We start from the raw sequence: 17,426 nt of genomic DNA on the forward strand, positions 1-17,426 counted from the left end.
TTACCTAAAGATATACAGCCGACCGAGAGGAACACGCGAAACGGGATCGCAGGTGGCAATTTCACCATTCACCCGCACCTGAAAAGTATCGGGATCGACTTCGATTTCAGGACAGGCATTGTTATGTAACATATCTGCTTTGCTCAAAGCTCTAGTATTTTTGACGGGCAAAAGTTGTTTGCGAAGTTTTAGCTTATCGGCTAAGCCGCAATCTAGAGCAGTCTGAGTCACAAAGCAAAAAGAAGTAGACTGCTTGGCACTGCCATAGCTGCCCCATTGCGGACGATACAGGATTGGTTCGCAAGTCATCAGCGAAGCGTTTGATTCACCCATAGGCGACCACGCGATAAAGCCTCCCTTAATTACTAGCTCTGGTTTAACTCCAAAATAACCAGGATGCCACAGGACAATATCCGCGATTTTACCTGCCTCAATTGAACCTACATGGGAATCAATTCCACAGGTTTTGGCAGGATTAATTGTGTACTTTGCGATGTAACGCAAAATCCGTTGATTATCATGGCGATCGCTATCTTCAGGAAGTGCGCCCCGTTGATCTTTCATTTTGGAAGCCAATTGCCAAGTGCGACAAATTACTTCGCCAATCCTGCCCATACCTTGACTATCGGAACCCATCATGCTGATTGCTCCCATATCATGCAAAATATCTTCGGCAGCAATAGTTTCAGCACGAATACGAGATTCCGCAAAGGCGACATCTTCAGGAACTTTTGGATTGAGGTGATGGCAGACCATTACCATGTCTAGATGTTCATCAAAGGTATTAACCGTATAGGGATTGGTAGGATTAGTAGAAGAAGGTAAACAGTGAGAATAGGAAGCCACCTTAATGATGTCTGGAGCATGTCCACCGCCAGCACCTTCCGTATGGTACATGTGGATTGTGCGTCCGCGAATCGCTGCTAGCGTATCTTCTACATAACCTGACTCATTGAGCGTATCAGTGTGAATTTGAACTTGAAAGTCATGCAGATCGGCAACAGAAAGACAGGTGTCAATCAGAGCAGGCATTGCGCCCCAATCTTCATGAATTTTTAGTCCGATCGCACCGCCTTCGATTTGTTCGACGAGACTTGCTGGGAGGCTCGAACTTCCTTTACCCAAAAAGCCAAAATTAATCGCAAACCCCTCGGAGGCTTGCAGCATTAAGCCCATATTATAGGCTCCGCCCGAACAGATGCCCACGGTGACTGGCCCCAATCCACCCCCAATCATCGTCGTTAATCCGCTAGAAAGCGCCTCGGCACAGAGACCCGCACTATCAAAATGAACGTGACAATCAATTCCACCTGGTGTAGCAATCAAACCTTCAGCCGATCGCACATCTGTATTTGCACTAATAATGAGATTTGGCTGGACTCCATCCATTACACCAGGATTGCCCGCTTTACCAATACCGACAATTCTGCCATCCTTGATGCCAATGTCTGTCTTAACAATCCCCTGTACGGGGTCGATCAGCACCACATTGGTGATGACAAGATCCAAGGCTCCTTCCGCCGCAGTGACTCCAGAAGCTAAGCCCAAACCATCACGCAGGGTTTTCCCACCACCAAATACGCACTCATCACCATAGACAGTGGTATCTCTCTGTACTTCCGCAATTAATGATGTATCCCCTAACCGAATCCGATCGCCTGTGGTCGGACCAAACAGCTCAGCATAACGCTCCCGACTAATTTCCATGACTTTCCTCTTCTATTGTGCTATAGCCCAATCTTTGCACCCGTTCCATTGCCATTTCTTTGGCATTGGGAGCATCTAAAGCCTGATTTACCAAGCTATTCAGTCCTTGGATATGTCTTGTGCCACCGATCGCTACTAACGAAACAGTTTTGCTGTCTCCCGGCTCAAACCTAATCGCAGTCCCAGCAGGAATGTCCAACCGAAATCCATAAGCTTGGGCGCGATCAAATTGCAAAGCCCGATTCACTTCTAGAAAGTGGTAATGGGAACCAATTTGGATCGGGCGATCGCCTAAGTTTGCTACTGTAAGAGTCTTAGTCTCTCGACCAGCATTTAGTTGCAATGAGCCAGATTCGCAGAGCACTTCACCAGGAAAGGAATTTTGAGAGTTTGAAGTTGGAAGGTTTGTCATATCAGTTTCAGGTTCCAGGGCTACGAATTGGGTTGTGAATACTGATCAGCTTAGTACCGTCGGCAAAATGAGCTTCAACCTGAATCAACGGAATTAGCTCTGTTACGCCAGGTAAAACATCCTCGGTCGTCAATAAGGTCGCACCTTCGGACATCAGCTGCGCCACGGATTTATCTTCGCGTGCGCCTTCGATCATGGCATCAATAATGTAGGCGATCGCTTCAGGTACATTCAGCTTCAGACCTTTTTCTTTGCGACGACGGGCGATTTCGGCTGCTGTAAAAACAGTCAGCCGTTCAACCTCTCTGGGAGTTAAGTACATATCAACTCTTTCAACGGTCTAATGGCTTTTGCATTATGTTGTTTCTTTCCTAACTAATGAGTAGTAAAAGTTACAATATTTTTTCTGAATTCTTTTGGGATTATTTTTAGTATTCTATTTATATTAGAACTTCCCAATAGACCCAGCAATATAGCAATTTAAGCCTTGCTTAGGGCATAAAACCCGTTAAAATAGATTTAGTTAGAGTAGTCATGAACTTATGATCTTTGGTAGCTTTGATGCGATCGCCATTTTCTAATTCATATTCAAAGACTTCCTGATTAATGCGATCGCTCTGATTCTTTCTAAATATTAGTAAACCAATCCAGATCAACTTCGACGTTTTACTTGTTATAGGATTTTTGTGATATCCAACCCACGATCAAAAATCTCATCGATCGCAAGCATTTCACCGTCATTAGTCATGAACTTATGATCCTTAGTAGCTCTGATGCGATCGCCATTTTCTAGCTCATATTCAAAGACTTCTTGATTACCGCGATCGTGCCACTGTGCGATCGGCTGAGTATACACAAATCCTTTCTCATCAACGCTATAGACCTGACATTCGATTTGATGCTCAACAATTTTACCGATCGGCATCAGACCAAATTCCACAGTTCGCACCAGCGTATCGTAGCTAAGACAATATTCCGCAAAAATCACCATCTGATCGAAAAGATCATTAGAAATCTCTGACCTAATTCCATTTTTTGCACACCCATCAAGAAAGATAGAGCGCTGTTTTTCCATTTCTTCAGGTTTCTTTTTACCCATCGCCCGACGCAACAAATCCGCAGCCCCAAGAGAATATCCTGCCAAATCCTGTGCCATTTTCATGATCTGCTCTTGGTAGCAATTATGGGTAACTATTCCATTTGCTAAGAAATAGGGAGAATTTTGGTCTGCCATTTCAATGTCAAAACATTCTTCAGTTCCCCAATCTTCAACAGATACTACAAATACTGGACGAGCATCTTGTAGATACGTCTCTGTATAAATTTTTTGATACGCTTCAGCCCAGCCTATTATCTGAGTTGCATATTGTGAACGAACAGGTTTAAACATAACTCCTGCTTGGAGCGATCGCTTAGCAGTTTTGCGGCTTTCACGATCTGTTCTAGAGATCTCAATTTCTAATTCTTCCTGCATTCGCAAAGATGGAATAGGAATAAAGTTGTATTTTTTCTCGCCAGTAAGTTTTGCTGGCAATCTCGGCTCACCAATTAGCTTATAAAACCGAGCGATATCTGTAACCATTACATGGGTTGAATGCAGAGAGTAAGAAATTTTTAGACTACTCAGTAATTGCCCTACTTGCTTAATAAGTTGATTGGAAATACTACGGAAATAAGGGTTTTGAGTATAGGAGCCATCGCTATCCCATAGACCCCGCAAAACATCAATGCGATCGCTTTCTTGATAATCAACTATATCTAAGGGTAAATGTTTATCTTTAGAATTAACTTTCCAACTTCTATCTCCATAAATTTTATCCATGAAAATAGTTAAAGGTGTTGGCTTTGGTTGTGTATTAAACTTCGCATAGGCATACCAACAACGGGTATGAAAATAATGTTTTGGCTCACCGCCCCAGGTTTCAACTATGAGATTCGCAATCCAAATAGCTGTTTCTTCACTAGAGCAAGCAATATTAGGTGAACTAGAAGTTAAGTGTCCATCACCAACAAACATACCTAACAAATAAGCTTCATTAGGATTTAGAGATCTATGCTTTTCAGAAATCTGCCAAGTTTCATAAATAATTGAGCCGTTCACATGAGCATTCTTGATATTGCCAAGAGGTTTTAACTCATAGGCAAATTGGTCACCCTGTGGCGTGAGAAAGCGATGTTCTGGCGTGCAGTAGATTTCTGTACCTGTTGATAGCGTGATTTTGACAATAGATTTAAGCCCGCTTTGCCATTGCTTTGCAACTTTTGCAGACCATACGCGCTTACCATCAGAAGAGAGAATTACATCACCCTTACGAATATTCTCAATCGGTGTACTTGTGCCATCAGGTTTTGCAATTAAAGTTCCCTTAGCTAAGCATAATACTCCATAGGTATTATTTAGAATTGGCTCTAAAGTATGATGCTGATACTCGATCGCTTCTCGACCATGCTTGCGATTAATGAACTTTGGAATCAGTCCTGCATCCAATGGACCTGGACGATAGAGGGCAAGAATCGAAGAAATATCTTCAATGTTGGAAGGCTTAAGATCCTTTACGATCTGTTTCATCCCTGATGATTCTAATTGGAAGACTCCTTCTAGATCGCCTTTTTCGAGTAGTTTATAGGTCTTTTGATTTGCCTCAGTGGACATATCGGGCGCGATCGCATCAATATGGAAATTCGGATCTTGATTGTCACGAATTAGCTTGCTTGTATGCTCAATTGTTGTAAGATTTCGCAGTCCCAAAAAGTCCATCTTCAACAAGCCAAGGGACTCCAAATCTTCCATTGTGTACTGTGTCACCACCTGACCTTCATTGCTGCGTTGCAATGGCACAACCTCATCCAATGGGAATGGCGAAATAACTACACCAGCCGCATGAACACCTGAACTTTTGTTCACGCCTTCAATCCGCATTGCCATGTCTAGCCATTCAAATACTTTCGGATCATTTTTGTAGCGATCTCGAAATTCTGGTGCGGGTGATTCCTCGGAAATCATGACCTTCAGCTTGGCAGGTTTTCCACGAGATACAGGAATCATCTTTGCCATTTTATCTGATTCGCTGTAGGAAACGTCTAGAACTCTAGCCACATCCTTGAGAACTGCTTTAGAGGTCAAACGGTTGAAAGTAACAATTTGCGCGACTCGCTCCTGTCCATAGCGTTGAGTCACATAATCAATTAATTCACTACGGTGATCGATGCAGAAGTCGGTATCAATATCAGGCATAGACTTCCGTTCAGGATTGAGAAATCTTTCAAACAGAAGTCCATGATGGATCGGGTCAATATTCGTGATTCCCAGAGAATAGGCAACTAGCGAACCCGCCGCACTACCGCGCCCAGGCCCCACAGGGATCTTTTTGTCTCTGGCATATTTGATGTAGTCCCATACGACTAGGAAGTAAGTCGCAAACCCCATTTGCATGATGATGCCTAGCTCAAAACGCAAACGCTCTTGATATTTAGCAGAAATCTCGGCATGGGTTTTGGCGTTAAATCTTTGTAGTAAGCCTTGCCATGTTACTTCTTCAAAATAGGTGTCAGCAGTATGCCCTTCAGGAATTGGATAATTAGCAGCACTGGGATCGCGCATCAAGTCGTAAGGCTTGACTTTTGCGGCGGCTTTAAGAGTGTTCGCTAGAGCTTCTTCGATTACGTCATCTTCCAAATGATCGCGGAATAGCTGCTTCATCTCGTCATAGGATTTGAAATATTCCATACCGCTATAACGCAGTCGTTTCTCATCGGAAATTAATTTTCCAGTTTGGATACAGAGCAACGCATCATGGGCTTCCACATCCATACAAGATGTAAAGTGAGAATCATTGGTGGCGATTACTTTAATATCTAATTCTTTGGCAATCTTGCAAATTTCCACATTCACAACCCGATCTTCAGGATAGCCATGATCTTGAATTTCTAGATAATAATCATCGCCAAAATGTTCTTTATACCAAGCCGCTACTTCCCGCGCTAGTTTTGGATCGCGGTTCATAATTGCTTGGGGCACTTCCCCTGCCAAGCAACCAGAGGTGAGCATTAAGCCTTCTTTATATTGCAGTAAATAATCTTTATTAATGCAAGGACGCGCAAAAATTCCTTTACCTTGGTAGCCCTGCAAATGAGAAATTGTAGTGAGTTTAACTAGATTGCGATAGCCCTGTGTATCTTTGGCAAGGACACATTGGTGATATTTTTTCTTTTTGTCTTCTCTCTTATATTGGATCGTAATGTCGCCATTCAAGACATACATTTCATTGCCAATGATTGGCTTGATCCCCTTAGATTTGCAGATCTTGATTAGCTCGATCGCACCATACATCACTCCATGATCGGTCAATGCGATCGCAGGCATCCCCAGCTCTACCGCTCGATTGACCATATCAGGGATTTGGCTTGCCCCATCGAGCAAACTATATTCGGTATGAACGTGCAGCCCAACAAATCCAGTCATAACGATCTACAAAATCAAATCTAGATAGCTAGGTTAACACGATAAACCCAAAGTAGAGTGGCGGCGCAAAGCGCCGCTACTCTACTTTGGGTTTATTTACTATGCATAGTAAGTGCATAATAAAATTTGCAGGCATAATCGGAAACTGTGCTTTCAAATTTTACGTCCTAGCTTTTTATGAAATCGCCCCAACCGCCTCAACCGCCATCGCAACCCAAGCCACCTAAATCCAAGTTGATGACCCAAATTCATCAACTCACGCAGGTAGTTAATGGTGTCTTAAAAATTAATCCCAAAGAGCGCGTCCCCAAGCTAGAAGTGCGCCGATCGCAAAAGGATAAGCCTGAAATTTATGACTTAGTGGGCGATCGCTATATCCTCGGACGAAGTACAGGCAAATGCGATATTGTTGTGCAAACACCACTGGTTAGCCAAGTTCATGCCCAATTAGTTCGCGATCGCACAAAAAAGAAAGCACAATTTATTCTCCAAGATCAAGACTCAACTAATGGCATTTATCGGCAAAAGCAGCGTCTCAAGTCAGTGCCCTTAAAGCACAAAATGAAGATTACGCTTGGGCCGCCTGAACTTGCGGAAGCCGCATCGATTCGCTACATCGATCCGCCACCTTGGTATATTCGCACTGTGCAATATACAGGGATTGGGATTGGCGCGATCGCAGGGATGATGGTTTTAGCGATCAGCTATGAACTTGGTCGTGTCCCCGATCTTAAGCCTTTGCCAGTCACCCAACAGGGGCCAGTCGAAGTTTTAGCTGGTGATAACATCAAGCGCCTCGATCCCACTGATATCGCAAATCATACTGAATACGCTACCTTAGCTGAGTTTGGGCAATTTATTCCTAAAGCTGTAATTGCTTCTGAGGATACTTCGTTCTATTGGAATATTGGCGTTGATCCTGTGGGAGTGGCAAGGGCGATCGTCACGAATGTTCGCAGTAGGGGTGAGCGCTTAGAAGGTGCGAGTACGATTACTCAGCAATTAGCTAGGAATTTGCTCGGCAAAACCTATGTAGGCACTGATGACTCCGCAGGTCGTAAATGGCGCGAAGCCGCAGCAGCAATTAAACTCACATTTACATACAATAAAGAAGAAATTCTCCGTCTCTATCTCAATCGTGCCTATACGGGCTATGGAGTTTACGGATTTAAAGATGCTGCCAAACTTTATTTTGGCAAAGAAGCTTCAGAATTGTCGCTTTCAGAAGCGGCAACCTTAGTTGGGCTATTACCTTCACCTGAAACGATTAATCCTTTTAAGAACAAAAACTTAGCAATCGAATATCGCGATCGCATTCTCAATCGCATGGCGGAATTGGGGATGATCACCGATAAAGATGCTGAACGCGCAAGGCGATCGGTATTAATTCTTAATGAGGCTGCCAAAACTAAACTGCAAGGCTCAGTTGCGCCCTATTACTACAGCTATGTGTTTGAGGAGTTGCAAGATATTCTCGGTGACAACTTTGCTAGAGAAGGCAATCTGATCGTTGAGACTAATCTCGATCTTGCCATGCAAAAGGCTTCCGATGATGCTTTACGTGATGCTGTTGCTCGCGATGGTGGCAGTTACGGATTTAGTCAAGGGGCGATCGTGACCGTGAATAGTAGCGATGGCTCACTCTTGACGATGACAGGCGGCGTTGATTACAGAGCCAGCCAGTTTAATCGTGCTTCCCAAGCCCTGCGCCAGCCAGGATCAACTTTTAAATTATTTAGCTACGCCGCCGCCGTCGATCGCGGAATTTCGCCTAGTAGGACTTTTTCCTGTAGTGCACTATCTGGAATTGTAGGTTGTCACAATGGCGGTAGCGGTGCGATCGATATGTATCGCGGCTTTGCCCTATCGGAAAATGTGGTGGCGATTAGGGTTGCAGAAAGCGCAGGTTTGGATAATGTTGTCAAAATGGCAAAAAACTTGGGGATCACAGCCAAGCTAGACGAATCTAGCAATATGGTTTTAGGTGGCAATGAAGTCAAAATCCTAGAAATGGCGGGAGCCTATGCCACAGTTGTTAATGAGGGCAAATACATTAAGCCCCATGCCATCAAACGCATTCTCGATAGCGCAGATTGTCAAAACCCTAAAGATCGCCAAACCTGTCGCGTTATCTTTGATGCAGGTACTTTCTTTAAGCCCCAGCAGAAAATTGATGCTGGTGTAGCCAGCACGATGGTGGATATGATGCGTGGAGTTGTGCAATTTGGGACGGGGAGATCGGCGGCGATTCCTCAAGGCACTGTGATTGGGAAAACAGGAACTACTGACGAAGGACGAGATCTTTGGTTTATTGGTGCTGTGCCAAGACGAAACCTCGTAACTGCCGTTTGGCTCGGCAATGACGAAGGAGTTACAAATGGCTCAAGTGCTGTTGCTGCGCAGGTTTGGGGCGACTATATGCGTCAAGCTGTACGCTAGTTCAGTAAAGAATTTGCGAAGCATATTCTTTACTGGTTTAAAAACTTTTGCGAAAAATTTGTCAAAAGCGCTTGACGACTGCCATAGGTGCTGTAGTATTGATTCCGTCTTATGGATTGTATTGGTGCAAAGCGCCGCTTCAATCCTGAGAGCAAGCCTGAAAAATTACGTCTTAATCTCAAGCGACATAGGAGCTACATCTGTGAATAAAGGTGAATTAGTAGATGCGATCGCCGAAAAGGTATCCGTATCGAAGAAAAATATCGAAGTGATCGTTACTGCTGCCCTCGAATCAATTGTTGATGCCGTGGCTGAAGGCGATCGCGTTACTTTAGTTGGCTTTGGTTCATTCGAGCCACGCGATCGTCAAGAGCGCGAAGGTCGCAACCCTCGCACTGGCGAAAAAATGGTGATCGCCGCCACCCGCGTTCCTGCTTTCTCGGCAGGTAAGCAATTCAAAGAAAAAGTAGTTGAGTAATGCGTTTTAACGCAATCACCCAAAGAAGAGGGACGGCGCTTTGCGCCGCCCCTCTTCTTTATCTAGAGATGGCGCTTTGTGTCATCTTTAGGTTTTGGATTGTTTGTATTTCCAAATGATGCCTGAAAGTGAATTTGTAAGCACATGGGCAATGACTGCCGATAATAGATTACCTGTATACATCGTGACGGCTCCAAGCATCATACCAACAGCGATCGCCCAAACTGTATAGGACAAATGCTTAGCACTTGCCATATGTAGCGCCCCAAATACAACACTGGTAATTACCAAAGCAATTCCATTCATACCCAGTGCTGGTAAAGCCACACCACGAAACAACATTTCTTCGCTTAGTCCTGGTAATAAACCTAACCAAATTAGATCAACTGTTTCTAAGGGTTTAAGTACCATTTCTAGATATTCTTGCGCGGCAATGCGATAGCTTTCCCAAATCTCATAAATTAAACTGCTAAGTAAAGCAACCCCTATACCTATTCCTGCACCGATCGCTGCATGTTCTGGCTGCCAACGAAGTGGAACCATAGGTATGCCCGTTAAGTACACCCAACCTTTAGAGATTCCCAAAAAGATAATTGCAGTCACTGCCATCGCAATTAGTACCTGCGATCGCGATAGTGTTTGATCTTTTTTATCAGGATTTTGTTGAGGAGCTTGCGAGAATATGGACATAGCAGAGGTTTTATAGATTTAATTGAAAGTTGAGAATCTGAATTCCTCACCATCTTAATGAGAGGAATTGGAAGAGGGGATTTAATTCATCGCTTCAAAAATTGAGACAAGACGATCAATATCAGCAATGGAAGTCAGATAGTGAACGGAAGCTCTTAAGCAATCTGGCTCGGGAAGCGCTCGGATTAAGATTTGATGTTCAGATTCTAATTGTTTAGCAATTAATGAATGAGGCTTTTTCGCGATCGCACTTTGCGCTAACTCTTGATTCACCTTAAAGGAAATTAGTCCCGATTCTGGTGGTAATTGCCTGATGCAATCAATATGAGGTAAAGCATCTAATCGCTCCCATAAAATTTTGCTTAGTTGACAAATACGCTGATATCGTTGCATTTGTGTCCCCCAACTATTTGCATGAGCGATCGCAGTTCGCATTGCTTCATAAAGAGCATAGGTTGAGCTAGCAACCTCAAACTTTGCCCCATCTTTTCGCCATTGTACAATTGGGTTATGACTAGTTGGATATTTCCCTGTTAGTCCACGCCAACCGACAAATACTGGCTCGATCGCATCAAATATTTCAGGACGAATATACAAAGCTCCTAATCCAAGCGGTGAGCACCACCATTTATGTGTGGTAAATGCATAAAAATCCGCCTCACTATCAGCAAGATTTAATGGCAATACACCCACCGACTGCGCGGCATCCACTGCAACTAACACATTCTGATCGTGGCAAGCCTTGGCGATCGCCTTCAGTGGCACAACCTGTCCTGTATTCCAGCAAATATGGCTCAGCATCACCATCCGAGTTTTAGGCTGCAAATGCCGTACTAACAGATCTACAACCGACTCACTATCTTTACCTTCAGCGCTACTATTGCGGGTATTGGTTAAGGGGAAATAGTCAATTTCGATGCCAAAGCGTTTTTGAATTTGGATTGCCCCCGCAATAATTCCAGGGTGTTCACAGTCTGAGAGTAATAAGCGATCGCCTTGTTGCCAATCCACTGACCATAGGGCGATATTGCAGCCAACGGTAGTATTTTCGGTCAGTGTAATTGTGGTTGGACTGACTTGAAATTCTTGAGCGATCGCCACTTTAGTCGCGTCATATTCGGACATCATCCAATCACCTGCGGCATTGGAAAAACATCCCAGCGCCTCGATATGTCGAAAATTTTTGGAGATCGCATCTAGAGATGCCCCACACATCACCCCCTGTCCACCGTAATTAAAGTAAGTGCGATTTTCTAAAGCAGGAAAATGCGATCGATGCGCGAATAAATCCAGTTCGCGATCGCGCTCTAAGTTATCAGAATTTATACTCTCCGAAAGTACTGCTGAAGAAATCAAAACCAACTCCTAATCAAATATTCAGCTATTGTTTATTCTATCGCGACTTGCAACCAAGTAAAAATGCTAAACAGGTAAGGATAGTCGGCGCGAAGCGCCGACTATCCTTACCATAAATTGATCGTGACGCTAGAATATAAATGTTGTCTTTAGGTAACAACTCCATGACTGCCACCATTCAATGCCGTTACAGTCTCGATGAATATCGTGTGATCGCTGATACCTCTGAAGAAAAATGTGAGTACCACGATGGAGAAATTATTGCAATGACTGGTGGAACTGTTAAACATAGCCGTCTTAGTCGGAATATGCTTAATCTTCTGGATAGTAAGCTGCAAAACACGAGCTTTGAAGCAATTAATAACGATCTAAGGCTATGGATTCCTGATTATCGACGTGGCGTATATCCAGATGCGATGGTTTTTGATGGGGCTTTGCAATTTAATGGCGATCGCGAAGATGAAGTCTTAAATCCGCTTTTAATTGTCGAAGTACTCTCCCCTTCAACCGAAGAATATGATCGCACTGATAAGTTTCGGATGTATCGTTCTATTCCAAGTTTCTGTGAATACTTGCTAATTCGCCAAAATAAAATTTTTGTTGAACGCTATAGTAAACAAGCCCAAATCTGGACATACAGTGATTTTGATGGTTTAGAGCAGTCGATTTTATTAGATTCCCTAAATATTGAATTAGCGATCGCTGAAATTTATCGCGGGCTTGAGTTTTAACTAAAAATAGAGCATTATCATATTGGTAAACTTAGTATACGTGGTCAACTTACGTATATTCCACAGTTAAAGCACATACTACTGATTGTGAAATATCGAATTTACATGGATGTCTGTTGTCTAAATCGACCGTTAGACGATTCACAACAGGATCGGATAAGGTTGGAGACCGAAGCCATCCTATCGATTTATCGAAAATGTCGAGTTGGAGAATGGTTGTTGATTAGTAGTGAGGTGATTGACTTAGAAATCGCTAAAACCCCGAATATTAAGAGGCTAGAACAACTAAAGTTAGCAATTTCTATTGCTAAAGAGAAAATTATTCTTGCAAATGAAATTAAGCAACGTGTGATTGAATTAACTGAAATTGGGTTTAAATCGTTTGATGCCGCTCATGTTGCTAGTGCAGAGTTTGGTGGTGTGGATGTTTTCCTGACGACTGATGATCGCCTATTAAAACGATCTATTAAATACAGTGATCAGCTAAGGGTTAAGGTAAGCAATCCAGTGCAATGGTTTATTGATGTTAGCAAAACTCAAGGGGATTAAAAAATGATGACACCTCTAGAAATTAATCGATTGGGATATCAAGCTTTGAATGATGCTCTTGGCTTTGATGGCATGATCAGATTTGTGCGGCAGTTTGAGCTAGGAGCAGGTGACTACACAAAGGATCGGCATCAATGGCTAGATCAGTTCACAGTTGAAGATATTTTTAACCAAGTCCAACATCAACGAGAAGAGTCTGAGCAATCTATTAATCTGTCGATAGCAGATGCTAGTTGATACGCACAGAGACTAACACTGCTTAGATCGCGGAAATCTATCGAGGCATTGAGTTTTAAATGTACATAGGGCATTATCTTAGAGATTGCTCTTGCGGAGAAAAAACAATGATGTCTATTTTTAAAGATGTGAGAGTGAAACCCACAGGCAAAAACTTGAGATTTTTACCTTTTGCTCTTGTCGGAATTGCCGCATTTGCCCTCAACTCTAATCCCGACATGCATCCCTATCTGCAAATCACCATAGCTTTACTCGAAGCAAAACTGGGAATCCTTGTAGTATATTTACTATCGAAAAAGATTTCCAAGACTGTAAGATAAGCCTGTAGCCACATTAATATCAGTAAAAAAAGGAAAATGGTAATGAGGACTAGAACTAATGCAATTCTTTGGTGTTTTTTCTTAGGGGCATTTGGAGCGCACAAATTTTATCTAGGACAATCTGGATGGGGAATAGCTTACCTACTATTTTGCTGGACAGGTATCCCATCTCTAGCTGCTTTTATTGAGTTTATTATGCTGCTAGTCATGGCAGATGCTGAATTTAATCTTAAGTTTAACGGCGTTACCAATCAAACTACAGCCTCGGTCAAAGATTCTACGGCTGCACTTGGCGATCTCAAAAGACTTTACGATGATGGCATCATCACTGCTGAAGAGTACGAAGAAAAACGAAAAAAGCTACTTAAAAATATTTAGCGATTAGCTAGCTGTTAATAAATGAGCTTGCAAGCTAAAAGCTAATCCCCAATACACCAGTATCACTTTAATCACTATGTCTCAACCTTCATGGTTTGATCAAACGCCAACATGGGTTTGGTGGTCTTTTTTACCAGCATTGGGCGGTGGTGCGATCGCCTATGCTGGTGCAAAAACTGGCTCGAATATTTGGATTGGTATCGGTGCAGGCTTTGTTACTGCTGGAATTGTTTTCTACTCAACCCCATATCTTTCTAGCTTTGCAACAATTGTTTGGTTTGCCCAAATTGGTACGGCTTTTGCCCTTAAGCGTGAATACTTAACAAAGACTTATCCAAAACATTTACCATTGCCTGAAGATCATAAATTATTTCAGGCGATCGCCGCTAGCCGACCCAAGATTGAGATCAATAGCTGCTCCAAGAATGACTTAGTTAATGTTTTGGGCTTACCGATCGTTTATGCCAATGATATTGACTCCTTGCGTGCTGAAGGACATATTTTCACTAGCCTAGAAGAACTACACGACATTCTCGAAATTCCGAACGCCACTCTGCAAAAAATTGAACCAATGGTCACTTTTAGCTATGACTATCGACAAGAATCAGGTTATTCATGGAAGCGGGTTAACTCCATGTCTGCGGATGAATTGATCTCAATTGGAATGGAACCACAAGTTGCGATCGCGATCGCTAAAGAGCGGCAACAACGTGGCGAATTTAAGTCAATTATGGATATCAAAAAACGTACTGGAATACCTTTTAGCGCGTATCGACAACTTACTTAAATAGATTAGGCGCGGCGATCTGCGCCACGCCAATTGTTAGAGGGTTACTATGCTAATTTTTCGAGCAACGCTAAAAGACAATTTAGCCAAACATCAATTATGGCTAGAGAGTCATGGGGATCATGGGCAAAGATTTAGTGCGGCTGGAGCTAACTTTGAGAAAACTGATCTTAGTGGCGCTAATCTGCGTAAAGCTAATCTCAGTGGTGCTAATCTCAGTGAAGCTAATCTCAGTGAAGCTAATCTCAGTGAGTCAACTTTATTTGGAGTAAAACTGAGTGGTGCAAATCTTAATGCCGCTAATCTAAGTGGTGCATCGCTGAGTGGTGCTGAACTTCAAAATGCAACGCTTCAGAATGCAAATTTGACTGAAGTACTTCTTTGTGAAGCCAATCTAGGTAACGCGAATCTCAGTAATGCTAACCTTCACAAAGCCAATCTCAGCCTCGGTATCCCAGAATTTGTTAAAGCAAAAAATATTCAGTCTCTCTTGTTAGGAAGTACGACTCCTTTTGTAAATATCAATCAAACTAATCTAAAAGAAGCGAATCTGAGAGGAGCTAATCTCAGTGAAGCAAATCTTGATTTTGCGAACCTTTTTGAAGCAAACCTTAGTGGTGCAAGTTTACAGAAGGCAAGACTATTTGAGGTTAATCTTAGCAAGGCTAATCTCTCTTCTGCCAATCTTGAGGACGCAGATCTATTTCGAGTAAAGGCGCTAGGAACTGACTTTAGTTCTGCAAATCTCACTGACGCTTGTATTGAAGAATGGATGATCGATCGCGACACTAAGTTGGATGATGTGATCTGTGATTCCATCTATTTAAAGCATGTTCTGAGAAGTTTACCTGATTACATTCTCAGAAAATATTGCGATCGCCGTCCGTTTAATCCCAAGGCAAAATTTGCTCAAGGTGATTTTGCAAAGTTGATTAGCAAGGGAAATGCAGGTACAGAATTAGAGAAGTATGGCTCAGAGATTCTCCAAGAACATATTCTTCTTGAAGAACTACATCAAATTTTTGAGCAATTGTCTGAGCAATATTCACAACGATACGCTGATGCATCGGAAAGCGATCGCCAAATAATTCTTAAATTAGAAATTCACTATCAGTCTAAAGAAGATTTGGCATTTAGAGAGCGTTTATTGGAAGCAATCAATTCACCAAACCAACTATTAACTGATCTATTACAAAATAATTCTTTTGTAAATTTATCTCCAGAAACTCTAGTAAATTTTTTATAGAATCAACAAAAAGAGATGGCGGCGCAACGCGCCGCCATCTCTTTTTGTTGGTGATATCCTAACTATATTTATAAAGACTTAACTAGAATGGCAACTTGGCAAGCAATACTGTCGCTGGTTACCTTTATCAGCGTGATCGTTCTACTAATTACTGAGTGGCTACATTTTACGATCGCTGCTTTTCTGGGTGCGCTCATTCTGATCGTAGCTAATGTAATGACCATGCCCGAAGCCATTGGGTACATTGGCAAAAGTCATGGCACTTTAGGACTTTTCTTTGGCGTGATGGTGATGGTACGTTCCTTTCAACCAACTAAAGTCTTTGAGTTTCTTTCCACTCAGATGGTAATCCTCGCTAAAGGTAGAGGCGATCGCTTGCTATTAGGTATAGTCGCCATTACCACTCCAATCTGTGCCGTTTTACCCAATGCCACAACTGTAATGTTACTAGCACCGCTCATTCCGCCTATGGCAGAGGAAATCGGAGTGGATTTTGTACCACTACTAATTTTGCTGGTATTTGTGGCAAATAGCTCAGGCTTATTAACTATTGTTGGCGATCCTGCAACTTTTATTGTCGGTGATGCAATCAACATGAGCTTCGTCGATTATTTGCTCAAACTAAGTCTTGGTGGTGCGCTAGCTGTTGGTGTGATTGTGGCTATATTGCCATTTCTATTTCGCAAAATCTGGAATAAAAAGTTAGAAAACCTTGAGCGCCTTCCTAGTCCTACCATCAATCATCCCCGTGTACTTATCGTTGGAGCAGTTATTACTGCCTTTGTGCTGATATTTTTTGTGATTGGTGAATCATTGCCAGTTCCTGTAACGCCAGCAACCGTCGCTTTATTAGGAGCCGCCCTAGCTCTGATGCTATCGCACCATAGCAAAATCGACTCTGTTCAGCATATTTTGCGAGATGTTGATTGGAGTACCTTGATTTTCTTTATGTGTATTTTCGTGCTCATAGGCGGACTCGAAAAAACAGGTGTCATTGGCAGTATGTCAGGAATCTTAGCGGCAATTTTAGGGAAAAATATTGCTCTTGGTTCGATTATTCTAATCTTTTTTGTAGGATTGATTTCCAGTGTTGTTCCAAATATCCCCCTTGTTGTCGCAATGGTTCCCTTACTAAAGCAATATGTGGTAAATGTCGGTTTAGCTGGCTCTGAGATTCTCTCACCCGATTTTGCAGGTCAGTTACCAGCGATCGTATTACCTCTGTTTTACGCAATGATGTATGGAGCAACCCTTGGCGGTAATGGAACTTTAGTGGGAGCTTCGGCAAATATTGTCGCCGCAGGCGTTGCTGAACAACATGGGCGAAGAATTTCATTTAAGACATTTTTGCGTTATGGCATTCCTGTAATGATCTTGCAGCTTGTGGTTGCAGCTATATATGTCACCTTGCGATTTTTAATTTTTTGATAATCTTTTCTCATCCAAAGAATTACATCGCTTTTCGCACATAGCTAAACAAGTAGTAATACCAAAACACAAAGTGGCGCAGCCATTTTGTGTTTTTAAAAACCTTACAGGGTTTGGTTTTTAATTCACAGAAGTGTTGTCACACTTCTGTGAATTGGTATAAGGTGGCAATGCCCACCACTTCTTACTCAAAAGAATTAAAGCGC

At 42.6% G+C, this 17,426-nt stretch carries 16 protein-coding genes and 3 pseudogenes; 10 read left to right on the forward strand and 9 right to left on the reverse strand.

Annotated features, from left to right (window positions below; translation table 11 throughout):
* The 7 genes and pseudogenes from ureC to dnaE all read right to left on the reverse strand — a co-directional run.
* A complete protein-coding gene (gene ureC / locus CQ839_RS10435; protein WP_103668216.1) occupies positions 1 to 1,707 on the reverse strand; it encodes an urease subunit alpha in 1,707 nt (568 codons plus the stop codon).
* The gene (locus CQ839_RS10440; protein WP_103668217.1) at positions 1,697 to 2,119 is read right to left on the reverse strand and encodes an urease subunit beta; all 423 of its coding nucleotides are present in this window, start codon (positions 2,117 to 2,119) and stop codon (positions 1,697 to 1,699) included. The genes ureC and CQ839_RS10440 overlap by 11 nt, the downstream gene beginning before the upstream one ends.
* Before the next feature lie 7 nt (positions 2,120 to 2,126).
* Positions 2,127 to 2,441, reverse strand: coding sequence for an urease subunit gamma (locus CQ839_RS10445; protein ID WP_103668218.1), 315 nt, complete (start codon positions 2,439 to 2,441; stop codon positions 2,127 to 2,129).
* A 169-nt stretch (positions 2,442 to 2,610) separates the two neighbouring features.
* The gene (locus CQ839_RS24795) at positions 2,611 to 2,775 is read right to left on the reverse strand and encodes a hypothetical protein (protein WP_181016167.1); all 165 of its coding nucleotides are present in this window, start codon (positions 2,773 to 2,775) and stop codon (positions 2,611 to 2,613) included.
* 17 nt (positions 2,776 to 2,792) lie between these two features.
* Positions 2,793 to 3,296, reverse strand: a pseudogene (locus tag CQ839_RS26005) (DNA polymerase III subunit alpha); the annotation flags it as partial.
* Between the two features lie 423 nt (positions 3,297 to 3,719).
* Positions 3,720 to 4,523: pseudogene (locus CQ839_RS26010) on the reverse strand (LAGLIDADG family homing endonuclease); the annotation flags it as partial.
* Positions 4,503 to 6,581, reverse strand: a pseudogene (gene dnaE / locus CQ839_RS26015) (DNA polymerase III subunit alpha); the annotation flags it as partial. The pseudogenes dnaE and CQ839_RS26010, both read right to left, overlap by 21 nt.
* 177 nt (positions 6,582 to 6,758) lie before the next feature.
* Here dnaE and CQ839_RS10455 point away from each other — a divergent pair.
* Entirely contained in the window at positions 6,759 to 9,020 is a 2,262-nt protein-coding gene (locus CQ839_RS10455) for a transglycosylase domain-containing protein (protein WP_103668220.1), read from the forward strand.
* Between the two features lie 202 nt (positions 9,021 to 9,222).
* Positions 9,223 to 9,498 carry an HU family DNA-binding protein gene (locus CQ839_RS10460; protein WP_094531843.1) on the forward strand — a complete coding sequence of 92 codons (276 nt, stop codon included), beginning with the start codon at positions 9,223 to 9,225 and terminating at the stop codon, positions 9,496 to 9,498.
* Between the two features lie 87 nt (positions 9,499 to 9,585).
* Here CQ839_RS10460 and CQ839_RS10465 read toward each other — a convergent pair whose 3' ends face one another.
* Both CQ839_RS10465 and CQ839_RS10470 read right to left on the reverse strand, forming a co-directional pair.
* A complete protein-coding gene (locus CQ839_RS10465; RefSeq protein WP_103668221.1) occupies positions 9,586 to 10,188 on the reverse strand; it encodes a CPBP family intramembrane glutamic endopeptidase in 603 nt (200 codons plus the stop codon).
* A gap of 81 nt (positions 10,189 to 10,269) precedes the next feature.
* Entirely contained in the window at positions 10,270 to 11,544 is a 1,275-nt protein-coding gene (locus CQ839_RS10470) for an aminotransferase class V-fold PLP-dependent enzyme (RefSeq protein WP_103668262.1), read from the reverse strand.
* 164 nt (positions 11,545 to 11,708) lie between these two features.
* Here CQ839_RS10470 and CQ839_RS10475 point away from each other — a divergent pair, with 164 nt between their 5' ends.
* From CQ839_RS10475 to CQ839_RS10510, 8 genes are all read left to right on the forward strand, one after another.
* Positions 11,709 to 12,275: a Uma2 family endonuclease gene (locus tag CQ839_RS10475; protein WP_103668222.1), complete on the forward strand. Its 567-nt coding sequence runs from the start codon at positions 11,709 to 11,711 to the stop codon at positions 12,273 to 12,275.
* Between the two features lie 87 nt (positions 12,276 to 12,362).
* Positions 12,363 to 12,824 carry a PIN domain-containing protein gene (locus CQ839_RS10480; protein ID WP_258040694.1) on the forward strand — a complete coding sequence of 154 codons (462 nt, stop codon included), beginning with the start codon at positions 12,363 to 12,365 and terminating at the stop codon, positions 12,822 to 12,824.
* 3 nt (positions 12,825 to 12,827) lie between these two features.
* Positions 12,828 to 13,061, forward strand: coding sequence for a hypothetical protein (locus CQ839_RS10485; RefSeq protein WP_219817763.1), 234 nt, complete (start codon positions 12,828 to 12,830; stop codon positions 13,059 to 13,061).
* A 107-nt stretch (positions 13,062 to 13,168) separates the two neighbouring features.
* Positions 13,169 to 13,381: a hypothetical protein gene (locus CQ839_RS10490; RefSeq protein ID WP_146048723.1), complete on the forward strand. Its 213-nt coding sequence runs from the start codon at positions 13,169 to 13,171 to the stop codon at positions 13,379 to 13,381.
* A 42-nt stretch (positions 13,382 to 13,423) separates the two neighbouring features.
* Positions 13,424 to 13,759 carry an NINE protein gene (locus CQ839_RS10495; protein WP_103668263.1) on the forward strand — a complete coding sequence of 112 codons (336 nt, stop codon included), beginning with the start codon at positions 13,424 to 13,426 and terminating at the stop codon, positions 13,757 to 13,759.
* A 76-nt stretch (positions 13,760 to 13,835) separates the two neighbouring features.
* Positions 13,836 to 14,546 carry a helix-hairpin-helix domain-containing protein gene (locus CQ839_RS10500; RefSeq protein WP_103668226.1) on the forward strand — a complete coding sequence of 237 codons (711 nt, stop codon included), beginning with the start codon at positions 13,836 to 13,838 and terminating at the stop codon, positions 14,544 to 14,546.
* A 49-nt stretch (positions 14,547 to 14,595) separates the two neighbouring features.
* Positions 14,596 to 15,792, forward strand: coding sequence for a pentapeptide repeat-containing protein (locus tag CQ839_RS10505; RefSeq protein WP_103668227.1), 1,197 nt, complete (start codon positions 14,596 to 14,598; stop codon positions 15,790 to 15,792).
* 87 nt (positions 15,793 to 15,879) lie between these two features.
* On the forward strand, positions 15,880 to 17,220 hold the full coding sequence (locus tag CQ839_RS10510; protein ID WP_103668228.1) for an SLC13 family permease: 1,341 nt from the start codon (positions 15,880 to 15,882) through the stop codon (positions 17,218 to 17,220).
* Positions 17,221 to 17,426 lie beyond the last annotated feature (206 nt).

This window comes from Pseudanabaena sp. BC1403 (genome assembly GCF_002914585.1).
Taxonomy (GTDB): Bacteria; Cyanobacteriota; Cyanobacteriia; order Pseudanabaenales; family Pseudanabaenaceae; genus Pseudanabaena.